Here is a 15,841-nt window from a genome sequence, read left to right on the forward strand (position 1 = left end):
GATCAGACCCCGTCGCGGCGCCCGAGGAGGAGCACACGCTGCACGTCAGGAAGTGTACGCCGGTCGCGGTGCCTGCCCAAATTTGCATACAGTGCAGCCAATGAACATCAACAGACGGCTGATCATCTGGCCGGCGATCATCCTGGTCGCGGTGGTGGGGTTGGTGCTGTCGGAGACGGTGTTCAACCGCACCTCCGAGGAGTGCGTTCCGGTGCGCGACCTGCTGGAGTTCAACGCGGCGCAGGCCAAGGAGATCGAGGATCTGGAGCAGTCCTCCGGGCAGGACGCCGGGGTCATCGAATACCAGGAGTGGGCCGACGGGCTGGCCGAACGGGCCGGCAAGGTCACCGACCCGGCCCTGGCGACCCACGCCATTCGGGTGGCCGACCTGGCGTCGCGGTTCACCATCAAACTTCCGCAGCTGCGCGCCGAGTCGGGATCCGGCGCCGCGGCGGGCCAGAAGACGCCGCCGATCGTCTACGAGATGTACCTGGTGAACGCTCAGATCACCGACGAAATCAACCAGCTGTTGGAGGCGTGCCCGAACTGAGGCCGTCACGGGCGGAATAAACGGAGTGCGTGCCTCACCTATCCTTGATGGGGCCGAATCTCCGGATCGGTCTCCGAAAGCAATGCCGACAACCAGGAAGGGTCGACAGTGGCGCTCGTCGTGCAGAAATACGGCGGATCCTCGGTGGGCGACGCCGAGCGTATCCGTCGCGTCGCCGAGCGAATCGTCGAGACCAAGAAGGCCGGCCACGACGTCGTCGTGGTGGCCTCGGCCATGGGCGACACCACCGATGACCTGCTTGACCTGGCCCAACAGGTGTGCCCCTCGCCGCCGGCGCGCGAACTGGACATGCTGCTGACCGCGGGTGAGCGGATCTCCAATGCGCTGCTGGCCATGGCCATCGAGTCGCTGGGCGCCAACGCGCGGTCGTTCACCGGCTCGCAGGCCGGCGTCATCACCACCGGCACCCACGGCAACGCCAAGATCATGAACGTCACACCCGGCCGGCTGCGGTCGGCCTTGGACGAGGGCCAGATCGTGCTCGTCGCCGGGTTCCAGGGTGTGAGTCAGGACACCAAGGACGTCACCACGCTGGGCCGGGGCGGCTCGGACACCACCGCGGTCGCGGTCGCCGCGGCGCTCGAGGCCGACGTGTGCGAGATCTACACCGACGTCGACGGCGTCTACACGGCCGACCCGCGCATCGTGCCGGACGCCCGCCGCCTCGAGACCGTGTCCTTCGAGGAGATGCTCGAGATGGCCGCGGCCGGCGCCAAGGTGCTGATGCTGCGCTGCGTGGAGTACGCCAAGCGCTACAACCTGCCGATCCATGTCCGTTCGTCGTACTCGGACAAGCCCGGCACCCTCGTCAAAGGATCGATGGAGGACATCCCCATGGAAGACGCCATCCTCACCGGTGTGGCCCACGACCGCAGCGAGGCGAAGGTGACGGTCACCGGCGTCCCGGACGTGCCCGGCTACGCCGCCAAGGTGTTCCGCGCGGTCGCCGACGCCGACGTGAACATCGACATGGTGCTGCAGAACATCTCGAAGGTCGAAGACGGCAAGACCGACATCACCTTCACCTGCTCACGGGAGAGCGCGCCCGGCGCGGTCGCGAAGCTCACCTCGTTGCAGAGCGAGATCGGTTTCACCCGTGTGCTTTACGACGATCTGATCGGCAAGGTCTCGTTGATCGGGGCCGGCATGCGCAGCCACCCGGGCGTCACGGCGACGTTCTGTGAGGCGCTGGCCGAGGCGGGCATCAACATCGACCTGATCTCCACCTCGGAGATCCGGATCTCGGTGCTGATCAAGGACACCGAACTCGACGCCGCGGTCGCTGCGCTGCACAAGGCATTCAATCTGGGCGGCGACGAGGAAGCCGTCGTCTACGCGGGGACGGGGCGGTAACGGTCATGGTGAACATCGGTGTGATCGGCGCGACCGGGCAGGTCGGCCAGGTGATGCGCACGCTGCTCGAGCAGCGCGACTTCCCCGCGTCCAGCGTCCGGTTCTTCGCCTCGGCGCGCTCGCAGGGCAAGAAGCTGCCGTTCCGCGGTCAGGAGATCGAGGTCGAGGACGCCGCGACGGCCGATCCGAGCGGCCTGGACATCGCCCTGTTCTCGGCCGGCGCGACCATGTCGCGGGTGCAGGCGCCGCGGTTCGCCGAGGCCGGCGCGATCGTCGTGGACAACTCGTCGGCGTGGCGCAAAGACCCCGAGGTTCCGCTGGTGGTCAGCGAGGTCAACTTCCAGCGCGAGGTCGCCGGACGGGCGCGGTCGCTGCCCAAGGGCATCATCGCCAACCCGAACTGCACCACCATGGCCGCGATGCCGGTGCTCAAGGTGCTGCACGACGAGGCCCAGCTGGTCCGGATGATCGCCTCGACCTATCAGGCGGTCTCGGGTAGCGGGTTGGCCGGCGTGGAGGAGCTCGCCGGGCAGTCGCGCGCGGTCATCGACGGCGTCGAGCAGTTGGTGAGCGACGGTGCGGCGCTGGACTATCCGCAGCCCAAGACCTATGTGGCGCCCATCGCGTTCAACGTGGTGCCGCTGGCCGGTTCGCTGGTCGACGACGACTCCGGCGAGACCGACGAGGACCAGAAGCTGCGCAACGAGAGCCGCAAGATCCTGGGCATCCCGGATCTGGCGGTGTCGGGGACCTGCGTGCGGGTGCCGGTGTTCACCGGGCACTCGTTGTCGATCAATGCCGAGTTCGCGCAGCCGATCTCGCCGCAGCGCGCCGAGGAACTGCTGGGTGCGGCCTCCGGGGTGAAGCTGGTCGACGTGCCGACGCCGCTGGCCGCCGCGGGCATCGACGACTGTCTGGTGGGCCGGGTGCGCCAGGATCCCGGCGTGCCCGACGGGCGCGGGCTGGCGCTGTTCATCTCGAGTGACAACCTGCGTAAGGGCGCGGCGCTCAACACGATTCAGATTGCCGAGCTGCTGACCGCTCAGCTCTAGAGCGTGCCTGTGCGCCGGGTCATCGCGTTGATCTCGGCGTTGGGTGCGGCGCTGCTTCTGGCCGCCCCGGCGGCAGCGACGCCCGAGGTGTCGCTGCAGCCCGGCCAGGTGGTGCGCGTCGGGCCGATCGCCGGAACCGGCACGCCCACCCGCGATTACGGGATCGGCGCGACCGACCTGTGCGAGTTCATGGAGTTCCCCACCGAACTGCTGCAGGTCTGCGGGGACAGCTTCGCCGGGCCGGGTGTGGGTCTGGGCCGGTGGTTCTCGCCGATCGCGCTGCACGTCGAGCGGTCCTCGCTGGATGCGGCCGACGGCATCCGCTACACCGGCGTCACCGGCATCGACGCTCCGCTGCTGGACGAGCCGACCCCACCCGGCTGGTCGCAACTGCCGTCCGGGGTCATCGAGATCAACCGGCAGAACTATCTGCTGATCACCACCACGCACCGGCTGGTACCGCAGGGCTCCCGGCTGGTGAAAGCCGAAGCCGCCCAAGGTGGTTGGCAGACAGTGCCCGGATCGGCGCGGCCGGCCGACTACGCCGACGGGCGCCAGTCGCAGGTCAGCGGCTACTACGACCCGATCCCCACCGCGGAGTCGGCGACCGGCTGGGTGTACATCGTCGCCAACAACTTCGACCGCAGCGCCCCGGTGTCGCTGTATCGGGTCCCGCCGGGTGATTTCACCGACCGGGCCCGCTGGCAGGGCTGGTCGGCGACCGACGGCTGGGATGCGACCCCGACGCCGCTGTGGCCCGATCAGGTCGGCGAGATGAGCATCCGCCAGATCGACGGCAAGACCGTGCTGTCCTATTTCAACGCCAGCACCGGCAACATGGAGATCCGGGTGGCCGACGATCCCACCGGACTGGGTACCGCCCCGGTCACGACGGTGGTGCACGCCGACGTCTGGCCCGATCCGGCGGAACGGTTGCCGCCGCCGGAGGACAACCGGCTGGCCCAGCCGTACGGCGGCTACCTTTCCCCGGCCTCGACGCTGGAGGACGTCCGGGTGTTCGTCAGCCAGTGGAACACCGAGTCCCGCGAGCACGCGCCGTACCGGGTCATCCAGTTCGCGGTGCACCCGCACCGGCGCTGAGCTTCACAGCCGATTCATAGAGCGGACCCAGCCCGCACCTCGCGCGGCGCGTGGATCATGCAGGCATGAGCGAAACACCCGAACCGGCGACCGAACCCACCGTCCCGGTCGCCGAACCTGCCGAACCCGTCGTCGTCGAGCGCAAACCCCACCGCCTCTACCAGGTCGCCGCGTGGGTGGCGATCGTGGCCGGCACGCTGGTCATCGTCGCGGTGATCTTCTTCGCCGGGTTCATCCTGGGCAAGGCGTCCGACGGCGGCCACGGACACTTCGGTCATCACCATCCCGGGATGATGATGAAGCCCGACCGCGGCGGGCCGATGGGGCCGCCGATGATGCGCCCAGACGGCTTCCGGGAGGGGCACATGTGGCCGGGCCCCGGCAACATGGGGCCGGGTGGTCCGGGACCGTCCGATCAGCCGCGCCCGGCCGAGTCGCCGCGCCCGACCGATCAGCGCGACAGCGGCCGGTAGAACACCAGCCCGTTGCCCTTGTTGTCGTAGACGACCGCGCGCCGTTCGTGGGCGTCGTCGTAGGGGCCCTTGATGATCGCGCCGCCGCTGTCCTCGACCGCCTTGGCCGCGCCGTCGACGTCGGCCGTCTTGATTCCCACGACCACCTTGCCGGGGATCGGATGGTCGACGTCGGTGGCCAGCGCCAGCGTCACCGAACTGCCGTCGAGCGCGGCGAAGTGCGCGCCGTCGCGGAACTTCAGGGCCATCCCCAGCGTCTCGCTGTAGAACCGGATGGACTCGTCGAGATCGTCGGTCGACAAGATGATCATCCGAACTTCGTGGTCACTCAACGCTGCCTCCTCGACAGACGACATCGGCCAAATCCTGTTCAGATTATGCCGATATCGCCGCCGAGTCTCGGCGTCAGTACTTGCGGTCGCCCTCGCTGGAGTCGAAGTACGCCCAGCCCCCGTCATCGGAGCGCACCTCCATGCGCCACCCCAACTCGGGCTTGGCCTTCTGGTCGACGAACCAGGCGTGCGCGGAACCAGGCATTGCTCCTATGTCAAGCGGCGGCGGTTTGGTGGGTGTGGTGTCGTGATTGTTCGTCGGCGTGGAGGCGGTTGTAGACGACTCGTGCCAGGCGTCGTTTGAGGCAGCGCAGTGCCTCGGCTTTGGTTTTGCCGTCCTGGTCGATGCGTTTGCGGTAGTAGGTCTGGCCGGGGCTGTCGGCTAGGCGGGTCTGGGTGAGGGCGATGCGGTAGAGGGCGGCGTTGAGTTGTCGGTTGCCTGCTCTGCTCAGACGTACCCGGCCGGCGGTGTTGCCTGACCAGACCGGGATGGGGGCGGTGCCGGTGTGGCAGGCGAACGCGGCTTCGTTTTTGAAGCGGGTGATGCCGGCGGTTTCGCCGACGATCTTGGCGGCGGTCAACTCGGCGCAGCCGGGCAGTGCCAGCAGCTGGGGGGCCACTGCCCGCACCGCGGTGCCGATGCGCTTCTCGAGTTCGTTGATGCTCAGGGTGAGCCGGATGATGTCACCGAGTTCGTCGGTGGCCAGCTCGGCGAGTAGCCCGTCGATGGTGGCCAGCCAGGCGGCCATGGCGGTCTGGGCTTTGGCGCGGGTGAGTGCTTTCTTCTTCAAGATTTGGGTGGGGTCGAGTTCGTGGATGCGGCCCAGCAGTCGGTTGATCGTCGAGGTGCGTTGGGCGACAAGGTCTTCGCGTCGATCGACGAGCAGTTTGAGTTCGCGGGAGACCTCGTCGTGAGCGGCTACGGGCAGATCCGGGTGGCGCAGGACTGCGCGGGCCACGGCCAGCGCGTCGATGGGGTCGGATTTGCCTTGGGTGCGTGCGCCGGCGCGTTCGTGGGCCATCAGCTTCGGTGCGACCCGCACGACCTTCTGACCCGCCGACAACAGGTCCCGCTCCAGGCGCGCTGATAGATTGCGGCAGTCTTCGATACCCCACAGCAGGTCCTCACCGAAGTTGGTCTTGGCCCAAGCCAACGCCTTGAGATGGCCTTCGGTGGTGGCGGGGACGGTCTTTTCTCCTGCTTTGCGGCCCCGGTCGTCGACGGCGACGAAGGTGTGGCTGCGCTTGTGTACATCGGCTCCAAGAACCACCATGGAGGTGCCTTCTTTCCTCAGATGTGGATGGGTAGAAGGTTGGGCCGGCCGGCGGACACATCTCAGTGGGGGCGATGCCACGCTCCTATCAAGTCACGCCGGTCGGTCCTTCCCACCTGATATCGGCACAATGCTCGCTAGCCAACCCCGAAGAGCAGCAGTGCGCGTCTGAGCCAGACACCAGGTGAGAAGAACCCAACCACCGCAACGCGGCAATCACCACAGTGACACTGAGTGCGCGTCGTCGGCGCTCTCGATGTCCTTCGTGTCGACGACGTCACCTTCGGGATTGAGAACTCGATACGTAGCCATGCCACACAGCGTTCCCACCGTCGGCGATTCCGAATCAGCTTCGAAGCTCAGGTGCTCAGGGCCTGTGGCGAGAGTTCCTTGAGCATCGCGTTGGACCAGCGCATCTGGCGTAGCGCCTGCGGATGGCAGCGCGCGGTCAGCTGCAACAACTCATGGTCCTTGGTGGCCTGGGCACCCTGGCCGAGCAGCTCCCAGTCCAGTGACACCCCGGCGGCGGCCCGATGGATCCGGCGCAGGTCGGCCAGCAGTAGCAGGGCCGGCTCCGGACGGCGGCGCAGCACGGCGCTGACCCGCTCCTGCACCCAGCGCGTCACCCACACCCGACGCGGCCGCGCCGACAGGCGCAGGCCGTAGTGGCGGCCGTGCTGGGCCAGGGCCCGGACATGGTCATCGGACCACCGGGCCAGGTCGTCGGCCAGGTGGCTGATGTCCTGATCGCTGTGGTGGCGGGCGGCCGCGGCGCGCAGGGTGCGGGCCAGCGCGCGCTCGCTGCGGTGCAACTCTGCGATGGCCAGTGCGATCTTGTTCATGGTCGACCACCCACCCTGCGCAGGGTCGCCGCCGCGGTCTTGAAGATCGGCTGCTTGGACACCGGATCCCAGTCGGTGAGCGTGAGTTCGTTGGCGGCGCGATGATGCCCGCCCTGGTGCCCGTCCCGATTGCCATCCCAATAGCCGTAGTGGAAGGGCAGAAAGACCACGCCCGAGCGGATCTCGGTGAGCCGGGCGGCGGCCGCGACGCAGCCGCGCGGCGTGCGGATCTCCACCAGGTCGCCCTCGGAGATCCCCAACTGCAGCGCGTCGCCGTTCGAGATCTCGACCCACACCTGCGGGGCGGCCGCGTCGAGTTCCGGTGTGCGACCGGTCTTGGTGCGGGTGTGGAAGTGATAGACGGTGCGGCCGGTGATCAACGCGTACGGGAACTCCGGGGACGGACGCTCGTGGGCGGGCACGTACTCGGCGGCCTTGATGATGGCCCTGCCGTCGGGGTTCATCGCGCGGTACTCGGTGGGCTCCAGCGGGGCGCCGGTGATCAGGTCCTTGCCGTAGGCCTCGCAGTAATCCGGTGCGGCCCAGAACTTCCCGTCACTGTAGAGCCGCTCGGTGCCGTCGGGGTTCTCGTCGTTGCACGGCCACTGGATGCCGCTGCCCCCGCGTAGCTTGGCGTAGCTCAATCCGGTGTAGTCGCAGGGGCGCCCGGCGCTGCACCGCTGCCACGCCTCGAACGCCTCCTCGGGGGTGTTCCACGGCGGCAGGGGCCCGCCGTCGCGGTCCCGGAAGTCCATCCGGCGCGCGTAGTCCAGGAAGATCTCCAGGTCGCTGCGGGCCTGACCGGGCGGCTCGACGGCCTTCTCCGAGAGGTGCACGGTGCGGTCGGTATTGGTGAACGTGCCGGTCTTCTCCGCCCACGCCGCGGCGGGCAACACCACGTCGGCGAGTTCGGCCGTCTCGGTGGGGAAGATGTCCTCGACCACCAGGAACAGTCGCTCCTGGGCGAGGATCTCGCGAATGCGGGCGAGTTCGGGAAGCGAGACCGCCGGATTGGTCGCGGTCACCCACAGCATCCGCAGCGTGCCCTCCTCGGCGTAGCGCAACATCTGCATGCAGTGCGTCGGCGGGGCGTAGTGCGGGATCTGCAGCGGGTCTAGGTTCCACAGCTCGGCCAACTCCGCGATGTGAGAGTCGTTGGCCCAGTTGCGGAATCCGGCGAGGTCGCCGTCGGCGCCGCATTCCCGGGTGTTTTCCGCGGTGGGCTGCCCGTTCATCTGCAGGATGCCGCAGCCGGGGCGGCCGAGCATGCCGCGCACCAGGTGCACGTTGTTGACCTGCACGGCCGCCGCGGTCGCCTGATGGGACTGGTAGAAACCCTGCAGCACGGTCGAGAGCAGACGTTGCGCGGTGCCGATGATCTGCGCGGCGCGCCGCAACTCGGCGGCATCGATCCCGCAGATCCGTGCGACGCGCGACGGCGGGAACTCCGAGACCCGTTTGCGTAGTTCGTCGTAGCCCACCGTGTGGTTCTCGAGGTAGGAGTGGTCCACCCAGTCGTGGTGCAGGATCTCGTGCAGCAGGCCGTTCATCAGAGCGACGTTGGTGCCGGGCAGCGGTGCCAGGTGCACGGTGGCGTGTCGGGCGACGGGGGTGGGTCGCGGATCGACGCAGACGATGGCCGGCGGGTCGGGGCCGGCCAGCCGGTCGAGCATCCGCATCCACAGCACGGTCTGCGTCTCGGCGACGTTATGTCCATACAGCGCAATCACGTCGGCGTGGTCGACGTCGGTGTAGGAGCCGGGCTGTCCGTCGCAGCCGAAGGACTCCTTGAGCGCCTCCCCCGCGGTGGCGGTGCACAACCGGGTGTTGCCGTCGACGTGGTTGGTGCCGATCGCGCCGTGCGCGATCACGCCCTGGGTGTAGTACTCCTCCAGGAACAGCTGACCGGAGGTGTAGAAGCCGATGGAGCTGGGGCCGTGCTCGTCCAGCAGGGCGCGGCTGCGCCGGACGATCTCGTCCATCGCGGTGTCCCAATCGCATTCGACGAGTCGGCCGTCGCGGCGGATCAGCGGCGTCGTCAGCCGGTCGGGTGCGGCGTTGGCCTGCCAGCCGAACAGGTCCTTGATGTCGACGCGCCCGTGGTTGACGCGGTCCACGGCGCGTCCGCGCACGCCCACGATGCGGCCGTCGCGAACGCCGATGTCGATGCCGTCGCCGTTGGAGTGCAGCACCGCGGCCGACTGCACCCAGCGTTGCACCTGCTCGGGCTCGACCCCGTCGGCGAGGTGGGTATCGACGCGCTGCGGCCAGCACTCACCGCGGCCGTAGGGCGTCCTGCTACCCCACGGATCGGCGATGCCGCCCCTTGTTTCCACGTTCTCAGCTCCCGTCGATGCGGGCCGGGTACCCGTCGGCGAGAATCACAAACGGTCGCGGGGAAGGAGGGCCGATGAACACCCAACCGCCGCTGCTGTTCGCGCTGGACCTGACCGGGACGTTCGCGTTCGGGCTCAACGGGGCGCTGACGGCGCTGCGCGCCACCCGGCTCGACGTGGTCGGCGTGGTGACGCTGGGAATGTTGACCGCGCTCGGCGGCGGGGTGATCCGCGACGTGCTCATCGACGCGCTGCCCCCGGCGACGTTCCTGTACTGGCCGTACTTCGCCCTGGCGATCGGCGGTGCGCTGATCGCGTTCGTCCTGAACAGGTGGCTGGGGCGGCTGACGATGCCGCTGACCGTGCTGGATGCGATCGGGCTGAGTGTGTTCGCGGTGATCGGGGCGAGCAAGGCCGTGGCGTTCGGACTGGGCCTGGCCCCCGCGGCACTGCTCGGCGTCATCACCGCCGTCGGGGGCGGCACCATTCGTGACGCGCTGGTGGGGCAGGTGCCGACGGTGCTGCGCAGCGAGTTGTACGCCATCCCGGCGCTCGTCGCCGCGGTGCTCACGGTGCTGGCCATCCGGTTCGACGCCTACGGGCTGCCGGTCGCACTGGGCGCCGCCGCGGTGTGTTTCGTCATCCGGATGCTCGGGGTCCGGTTCCGCCTGAACGCGCCGCGACCGCCGTTCGCCTCGCCGTAGGTTCGGCCCGTCCGGATCGGGTATACGCCGCTCGAATGCGCACAGCAACCGACGAGAGGCACGGCGATGACGAAGCTGGCAGTGATCTACTACTCGGCGACCGGGCACGGCACCAAGATGGCCGAGCGTCTCGCGCAGGCGGGCGAGGCGGCCGGGGCGGAGGTCCGGATGCGGCACATCGCCGAGACCCGGGACCCGCAGACCTTCGCCGAGAACCCGGCGTGGTCGGCGAATTACGAAGCGACCAAGGATCTTCCGCCCGCGACCGGCGACGACATCGTCTGGGCCGACGCGGTGATCCTCGGCACGCCCACCCGGTTCGCCAGCACCGCGTCGCCGTTCCAGACGTTCATGGACTCCCTCGGCGGGCTGTGGGCACAGGGCAAGCTCGCCGACAAGGTGTACGCCTGTTACACCTCCAGCCAGACCACCCACGGCGGTCAGGAGACCACGCTGATCGGGATGTACACCTCGCTGATGCACTTCGGCGGCGTCCTGGTGCCGCCCGGCTACACCGACGGGTTGAAGTTCGCCGACGGCAACCCGTACGGCGTCAGCCACGTCACCGGTCCGGACAACCAGAACGAACTGAACGACGCCACGCTGGCCGCGCTGGACCACATGGTCACCCGCGTGGTGAAGGTGGCCGACAAGCTGGCCTGAGCGGGGCGCCCGGGGGACTAGCCTGGTCCCATGAAGTTCGGAATCTCCACGTTCGTCACCGACGACGGCATCGACGCGGTCACGCTGGCCCGCGCCATCGAGGAACGCGGCTTCGCCGCGCTGTCCGTCGCCGAGCACACCCAGATCCCGGTCAGCCGGGAATCGCCGTTCCCCTCCGGCGGCGAGGTGCCCGACAAGTACTACCGGACGCTGGATCCGTTCGTCACGCTGGCCGCCGCGGCGGCGGTGACGTCGAGCATCGAGCTGATCACCGGGGTGGCGCTGCTGATCCAGCGCGATCCGATCATCACGGCCAAGGAGGCCGCCAGCATCGACCTGATCTCAGGCGGGCGGTTCGCCCTCGGTGTCGGGGCGGGCTGGAACCTCGAGGAGATGCGCCAGCACGGCACGAACCCGAAGACTCGCGGCGCCCGGCTCGACGAGAGCATCGAGGCCATCAAGGCGCTGTGGACCACCGAGCCGGCCGAATACCACGGCCAGATCATCGATTTCGAGCCGCTGTACATGCGGCCCAAGCCGGTCCAGCGCCCGCATCCGCCGATCTTCATCGGCGGGGGTTCGGCGGCCACGGTCCGGCGGGTGGTCCGCCACAAGGCCGGCTGGATCTCCAACCCGCTGTCGCCCGAGCGGCTGGCCAAGCTCATCGGCGAGATGCGTGACGGTGCCGGTGGTGACGTGCCGCTGGCCATGTTCGGCGCGCCGGTCGACCCCGAATACTGGGGTGCGGCAGCCGAACTCGGCTTCGATCAGCTCGGCCTGATGTTGCCGAGCGTGCCGCGCGACGAGGCGCTGCGACTGCTCGACGACTACGCCGCGCAGGTCGCGAAGTACCGCTAGGCGGCCAGCGCCGGGTGCAGGCCCACCTCCTGCGCCTTGACCACGAAGTAGACCCGCTGCCCGGGCGCGAGGTCCAGATCGGCGACGGCCGCGGCGGTGATGTCGGCGCAGATGCCCGCCGCACCGTCGGGCTGCTCGGTGCCGCGCACGCGCACCGAGGTGCCGTGGACGTCGAGTTCGGCGATGGTGACCGGCAGGACATTGCGGGGGCTGCCGTGCGGCGCGTCGAGATGCACCGACACGGCGACCGGGGAGAACAGTGCGACGGCCGCGGTGCCGGGGGTGATGTCCCCGCGTCCGAAAACCTCGGTGCCCCAGGCCGTCTTGACCGCACCCGGGCCGACGGCGGTGCCCGAGACCAGGTTGACCCCGGCGATCCGGGCGGCGAACTCGCTGCGCGGTGCGGCCAGCACACCGCGCACCGGGCCGCGCTCCACGATGCGGCCGTCCTCGACGATGATCACCTTGTTGGCGATCGCCAGCGCGTCGAGCAGGTCGTGGGTGACGATGACCGCGGTGCGGCGCTGCTGGCGCAGCATGGTGCGCAGCAGTCCGCGCACCGCGGGGGCCGCGGTGACGTCGAGGGCGGCCATGGGCTCGTCGAGCAGCAGCACCGCGGGTTCGGCGGCCAGGGCGCGGGCCACCGCGACGCGCTGTGCCTGCCCGCCGGACAGCTGGGCGGGCTTGCGGTCGGCGAGGTGCTCGGCGTCGACGGCCGCCAGCCACTGCCGCGCGACGGCGCGGGCCTGCGCGCGGCCCCGCCGCTTGCACCGCGGCGCGTAGGCGACGTTGGCGGCCACGGTCATGTGCGGGAACAGCAGCGGCTGCTGGGCCAGCATCGCCACCCCGCGCGCGTGCGCCGGGACGAACAGTCCGGCGGCGGTGTCGGTGACCACGGTGTCGCCCAGCGCGATTCGCCCCTCGTCGGGCCGCAGCAGGCCGGCGATCATCTGCAACAGCGTGGACTTGCCGGCTCCGTTGGGCCCGAGCACGGCCAGCACGTCGCCGTCATCGAGGCCCAGGTCGAACTCGACGTCGCGCTGGGCCAGCCGGGCCCGCAACTCGAGCCGGCTCACAGCGGCCCCGCCAACCGTCGCGACGCGGAGGCCACCACGATGGCCCCGGCGACCACGATCAACAGCAACGAAAGCGCCACGGCGGCATCGGGATCGGTCTCACGCTGCAGATAGATCTCCAACGGCAGGGTGCGGGTCGTGCCCTGGAGCGAGCCGGCGAAGGTCAGCGTCGCACCGAATTCGCCCAGCGCCCGGGCGAAGGCCAGCACCGCACCGGACATCAGCCCTGGCAGCACCAGCGGCACCGTCACTGTCCGCAGCACCGTGGTGGGTCGGGCCCCCAGCGTCGCGGCGATGCTCTCGTACCGGTTGCCCGCCGAGCGCAGCGCGCCCTCGAGGCTGACCACCAGAAACGGCAGCGAGACGAACGTCTGGGCCAGCACCACGGCCGTGGTGGTGAACGCGATGCGGATACCGAGAGTCTCCAGATGCTCGCCCACCAAACCCATTCGGCCGTAGGTGTAGAGCAGCGCGATACCGCCGACCACCGGCGGCAGGACCAGCGGCAGCAGCACCAGGGCACGCAGCACCGACTGCCCCGGGAAGCTGCCGCGGGCCAGGACCACCGCCATCGGCACCCCGATCAGCACGCACAGCACGGTGCTGGCCCCGGCGGTCTTGAGGCTCAAGAGCAGTGCCGCGCGGGAGGATTCGGACGTGATCAGCGGAATGAAGTTCGGCCAGTCGATCCGCAGCAGGATCGCCAGCAGCGGGACGATGACGAACAGCGCGCCGGCGGCGGCGGGCAGGTAGATCCAGGCCGGCAGGCCGACCTGGACCAGCCCACCGGCCGCGCGTCGCGGTGTCACGGCGCGGCGAAGCCCGCCTCGGCCAGCACCTGCCCACCCGTGGGACCGGTGACCAGGTCGACGAACTGTTGCGCCAGTTCGGCATTGGCCGCGCCGTCGAGCACCGCCATCGGGTAGGTGTTCACCGCGTCGCCGGATTCGGGGAACGGGATCGCGGTGACCTGATCGCCGGCGACCTTGGCGTCGGTCACGTAGACGAGGCCGGCGTCGGCCTGCCCCGAGGTGATCTTTCCCAGCACATCGGTGACCGAGGATTCCTCGCTCACCGGTGAGAGGGCCACACCCGCGGCCTCCGCCACGCGCTCGGTCGCCGATCCGCACGGGACCTGCGGGGCGCAGACCACCACCGAGGTGCCGGGCTCGGCCAGATCGGCAAAGGAGGCAACGTCTTTCGGGTTGTCGGGCGGGGTGACGATGGTCAGCGTGTTGGTGGCGAAGGTGACGGGTTCGCCGTCGACGAGACCGGCGTCGACGGCCTTGACCATGTTCGGCTCGTCGGCGGAGGCGAACACGTCCGCCGGGGCGCCCTGGGTGAGCTGCGCGACCAGATCCGAGGAGCCGGCGAAGTTGAACCGCACCCTGGTCCCCGGATTGGTCTCCTCGAATTGGGTGCCGAGCTCGGCGAAGGTCGACTTCAGCGAGGCCGCGGCGAACACCGTGATCTCGCCGCCGGTGTCCTGGGAGTCCGACCCGGCGCACCCGGCCACCGCGAGCGCCGCGCCGAGCAGGGCCGTCAGGCGAGGCAGGCGGTTCACGAGGTTCCTCCCGAGGTCTCGACGATCACGGTGGTGGCCTTCACGACGGCGACGGCCAGCTTGCCCGGCGCCAGGCCCAGTTGTTCGGCGGACTGCCGGCTCATCAGCGAGACGATGGTGAACGGGCCGCACTGCAACTGCACCTCGGCCATCACGCCGTCGACCGTCACGTCGGTCACCAGGCCGACCATCCGGTTGCGCGCCGAGCTCGCGATGCCCAGCGGGTCCGGCGGGGCCGCGGCCTGGTCGCGCGCGAATTCGGCCAGCTGCTCGCCGGCGATGACCTTGCGGCCGGCCTCGTCCTTCTCGGCGGTCAGGGCGCCGGCGTCGATCCAGCGGCGCACGGTGTCGTCGCTGACGCCGAGCAGGACGGCGGCGTCCTTGATCCGCAGCGTCGTCAACAGCCGCTCCTCCCAGATGTATCCGCAAATACTCCTATATCACCGCAATCTATCAGCAAATGCGGATCACGTCGGCGCGGCTGGCATGATCGGAACCGGACACTGATCGGGAACCACGAACGGGAGTGCACGTATGAGCATCGATGTCGTCTACACCGCAGAATCCACCGCGAGCGGCGGCGGCCGCGACGGCCACGTCAGATCCACCGACGGACAGATCGATCTGGACACCCGCCCGCCCAAGGAGATGGGCGGCAGCGGCGAGGGCGTCAACCCCGAACTGCTGTTCGCCGCCGGATACGCGGCCTGCTTCCTGGGGGCGTTGCGGCTGGTGGCCAAGAACGAGAAGATCGCCATCGACGACGCCAGCGGGATCACCGCCCGCATCGGGTTCGGTAAGGATTCCGACGGCGGGTTCGGGCTCACCGCCGAGTTGATCGGGTACCTGCCCGGCCTCGAGCAGAAGGAGGCCGAGGACCTGATGCAGAAGGCGCACGGGGTCTGCCCGTACTCGAAGGCGACCCGCGGCAACGTGGACGTCACGCTGCTGGCGAAGGTGTGAGCGTGCGGACCGGCCTCCGCCTGACCCCGTCCGCAGCATTAGGGGCGGCGTTGGCCCTGGCGCTGACCCCGGCCTTCACCGCGCACGCGCGGCCCTCGGATCCCGGCGTGGTGAACTACGCCGTGCTGGGCAAGGGCTCGGTGAGCAACATCGTCGGCGGCCCCATCGGCGCCGAGCGGCTGTTCGGCGCGCCGTTCCAGGCGTACTCCGTCGACGTCCCGGCCTGCAACAACTGGGCCGACATCGGCCTGCCCGAGGTCTACAACGACCCGGACCTGGCCTCCTTCAACGGGGCGACGGCGCAGACCGCGCCGAACGACGAGACGCACTTCGTCAAGCAGGCCGTCGGCGTCTTCGCCAACGCGGACGCCGCGACGCGCGCCTACCACTGGGTCGTCGACCGCGGCGCAGGCTGCGACGGGCAGACCGCCACCATGCGCCTGGACAACGGCGCGACGCAGGTGTGGACGTTCCACGGCGGCACCTCGGGACCGGCGGATGCGGCCTGGGTCAAACAGCTCGCCGGGGCCGATCGGCGCTGCTTCGTGCAGACCCGGTTGCGGGAGAACGTCGTGCTGCAGGCGAAGGTGTGCCAATCCGGCAACGGCGGTCCCGCGGTAAACGTGCTGGCCGGGGCCATGCAGAACACCCTGGGCCAATAATTCGGGCCAGATTCGCA

The 15,841-nt window shown here is 69.3% G+C and carries 19 protein-coding genes; 10 read left to right on the top strand and 9 right to left on the bottom strand.

Going from position 1 to position 15,841, the window contains the following annotated elements; genetic code table 11:
• The first annotated feature begins 100 nt into the window (after positions 1-100).
• The 5 genes from EL338_RS01315 (at position 101) to EL338_RS01335 (ending at position 4,550) form a co-directional block, all read left to right on the top strand.
• On the top strand, positions 101-550 hold the full coding sequence (locus EL338_RS01315; protein WP_126332090.1) for a hypothetical protein: 450 nt from the start codon (positions 101-103) through the stop codon (positions 548-550).
• 108 nt (positions 551-658) lie between these two features.
• Complete coding sequence (locus EL338_RS01320; RefSeq protein ID WP_126332091.1) at positions 659-1,924, top strand: aspartate kinase; 1,266 nt, start codon at positions 659-661, stop codon at positions 1,922-1,924.
• A gap of 5 nt (positions 1,925-1,929) precedes the next feature.
• On the top strand, positions 1,930-2,976 hold the full coding sequence (locus EL338_RS01325; protein ID WP_126332092.1) for an aspartate-semialdehyde dehydrogenase: 1,047 nt from the start codon (positions 1,930-1,932) through the stop codon (positions 2,974-2,976).
• 3 nt (positions 2,977-2,979) lie between these two features.
• Complete coding sequence (locus tag EL338_RS01330) at positions 2,980-4,077, top strand: DUF4185 domain-containing protein (protein ID WP_126332093.1); 1,098 nt, start codon at positions 2,980-2,982, stop codon at positions 4,075-4,077.
• 65 nt (positions 4,078-4,142) lie between these two features.
• Positions 4,143-4,550: a hypothetical protein gene (locus EL338_RS01335; protein WP_126332094.1), complete on the top strand. Its 408-nt coding sequence runs from the start codon at positions 4,143-4,145 to the stop codon at positions 4,548-4,550.
• Here the strand turns inward: EL338_RS01335 and EL338_RS01340 are convergent.
• The 5 genes from EL338_RS01340 to EL338_RS01355 all read right to left on the bottom strand — a co-directional run bounded on the left by EL338_RS01340 (position 4,529) and on the right by EL338_RS01355 (position 9,334).
• On the bottom strand, positions 4,529-4,882 hold the full coding sequence (locus tag EL338_RS01340) for a VOC family protein (RefSeq protein ID WP_126332095.1): 354 nt from the start codon (positions 4,880-4,882) through the stop codon (positions 4,529-4,531). The genes EL338_RS01335 and EL338_RS01340 overlap by 22 nt on opposite strands.
• A gap of 73 nt (positions 4,883-4,955) precedes the next feature.
• The gene (locus EL338_RS26735) at positions 4,956-5,087 is read right to left on the bottom strand and encodes a hypothetical protein (protein ID WP_258538435.1); all 132 of its coding nucleotides are present in this window, start codon (positions 5,085-5,087) and stop codon (positions 4,956-4,958) included.
• 10 nt (positions 5,088-5,097) lie between these two features.
• Positions 5,098-6,156, bottom strand: coding sequence for an IS110 family RNA-guided transposase (locus EL338_RS01345; RefSeq protein WP_126332096.1), 1,059 nt, complete (start codon positions 6,154-6,156; stop codon positions 5,098-5,100).
• Positions 6,157-6,515: 359 nt separating this feature from the next.
• Positions 6,516-6,998: a hypothetical protein gene (locus tag EL338_RS01350; RefSeq protein ID WP_126332097.1), complete on the bottom strand. Its 483-nt coding sequence runs from the start codon at positions 6,996-6,998 to the stop codon at positions 6,516-6,518.
• Positions 6,995-9,334 (bottom strand): molybdopterin oxidoreductase family protein, encoded by a 2,340-nt coding sequence (locus EL338_RS01355; RefSeq protein WP_126332098.1) that lies wholly within the window; start codon positions 9,332-9,334, stop codon positions 6,995-6,997. Before EL338_RS01355 ends, EL338_RS01350 begins: the two co-directional genes overlap by 4 nt.
• Before the next feature lie 74 nt (positions 9,335-9,408).
• Between EL338_RS01355 and EL338_RS01360 the strand changes: the two genes are divergently transcribed.
• The 3 genes from EL338_RS01360 to EL338_RS01370 all read left to right on the top strand — a co-directional run bounded on the left by EL338_RS01360 (position 9,409) and on the right by EL338_RS01370 (position 11,559).
• Positions 9,409-10,038: a trimeric intracellular cation channel family protein gene (locus EL338_RS01360; protein WP_126332099.1), complete on the top strand. Its 630-nt coding sequence runs from the start codon at positions 9,409-9,411 to the stop codon at positions 10,036-10,038.
• 66 nt (positions 10,039-10,104) lie between these two features.
• Entirely contained in the window at positions 10,105-10,701 is a 597-nt protein-coding gene (gene wrbA, locus EL338_RS01365) for an NAD(P)H:quinone oxidoreductase (RefSeq protein WP_126332100.1), read from the top strand.
• Positions 10,702-10,731: 30 nt separating this feature from the next.
• Entirely contained in the window at positions 10,732-11,559 is an 828-nt protein-coding gene (locus tag EL338_RS01370) for an LLM class F420-dependent oxidoreductase (protein ID WP_126332101.1), read from the top strand.
• Here EL338_RS01370 and EL338_RS01375 read toward each other — a convergent pair.
• The 4 genes from EL338_RS01375 to EL338_RS01390 are packed head-to-tail and all read right to left on the bottom strand — an operon-like array spanning position 11,556 to position 14,600.
• Entirely contained in the window at positions 11,556-12,635 is a 1,080-nt protein-coding gene (locus EL338_RS01375; RefSeq protein ID WP_126332102.1) for a sulfate/molybdate ABC transporter ATP-binding protein, read from the bottom strand. The genes EL338_RS01370 and EL338_RS01375 overlap by 4 nt on opposite strands.
• Entirely contained in the window at positions 12,632-13,444 is an 813-nt protein-coding gene (locus EL338_RS01380) for an ABC transporter permease (RefSeq protein ID WP_126332103.1), read from the bottom strand. Before EL338_RS01380 ends, EL338_RS01375 begins: the two co-directional genes overlap by 4 nt.
• Positions 13,441-14,190 carry a molybdate ABC transporter substrate-binding protein gene (modA, locus tag EL338_RS01385; protein WP_435404916.1) on the bottom strand — a complete coding sequence of 250 codons (750 nt, stop codon included), beginning with the start codon at positions 14,188-14,190 and terminating at the stop codon, positions 13,441-13,443. Before modA ends, EL338_RS01380 begins: the two co-directional genes overlap by 4 nt.
• A 5-nt stretch (positions 14,191-14,195) precedes the next feature.
• The gene (locus EL338_RS01390; RefSeq protein WP_126332105.1) at positions 14,196-14,600 is read right to left on the bottom strand and encodes a TOBE domain-containing protein; all 405 of its coding nucleotides are present in this window, start codon (positions 14,598-14,600) and stop codon (positions 14,196-14,198) included.
• A gap of 133 nt (positions 14,601-14,733) precedes the next feature.
• Here EL338_RS01390 and EL338_RS01395 point away from each other — a divergent pair, with 133 nt between their 5' ends.
• A complete protein-coding gene (locus EL338_RS01395) occupies positions 14,734-15,162 on the top strand; it encodes an organic hydroperoxide resistance protein (protein ID WP_126332106.1) in 429 nt (142 codons plus the stop codon).
• Positions 15,163-15,212: 50 nt separating this feature from the next.
• Entirely contained in the window at positions 15,213-15,824 is a 612-nt protein-coding gene (locus tag EL338_RS01400; protein ID WP_235666461.1) for a sensor domain-containing protein, read from the top strand.
• Positions 15,825-15,841 lie beyond the last annotated feature (17 nt).

This window comes from Mycolicibacterium chitae (assembly GCF_900637205.1).
Classification (GTDB): domain Bacteria; phylum Actinomycetota; class Actinomycetes; order Mycobacteriales; family Mycobacteriaceae; genus Mycobacterium; species Mycobacterium chitae.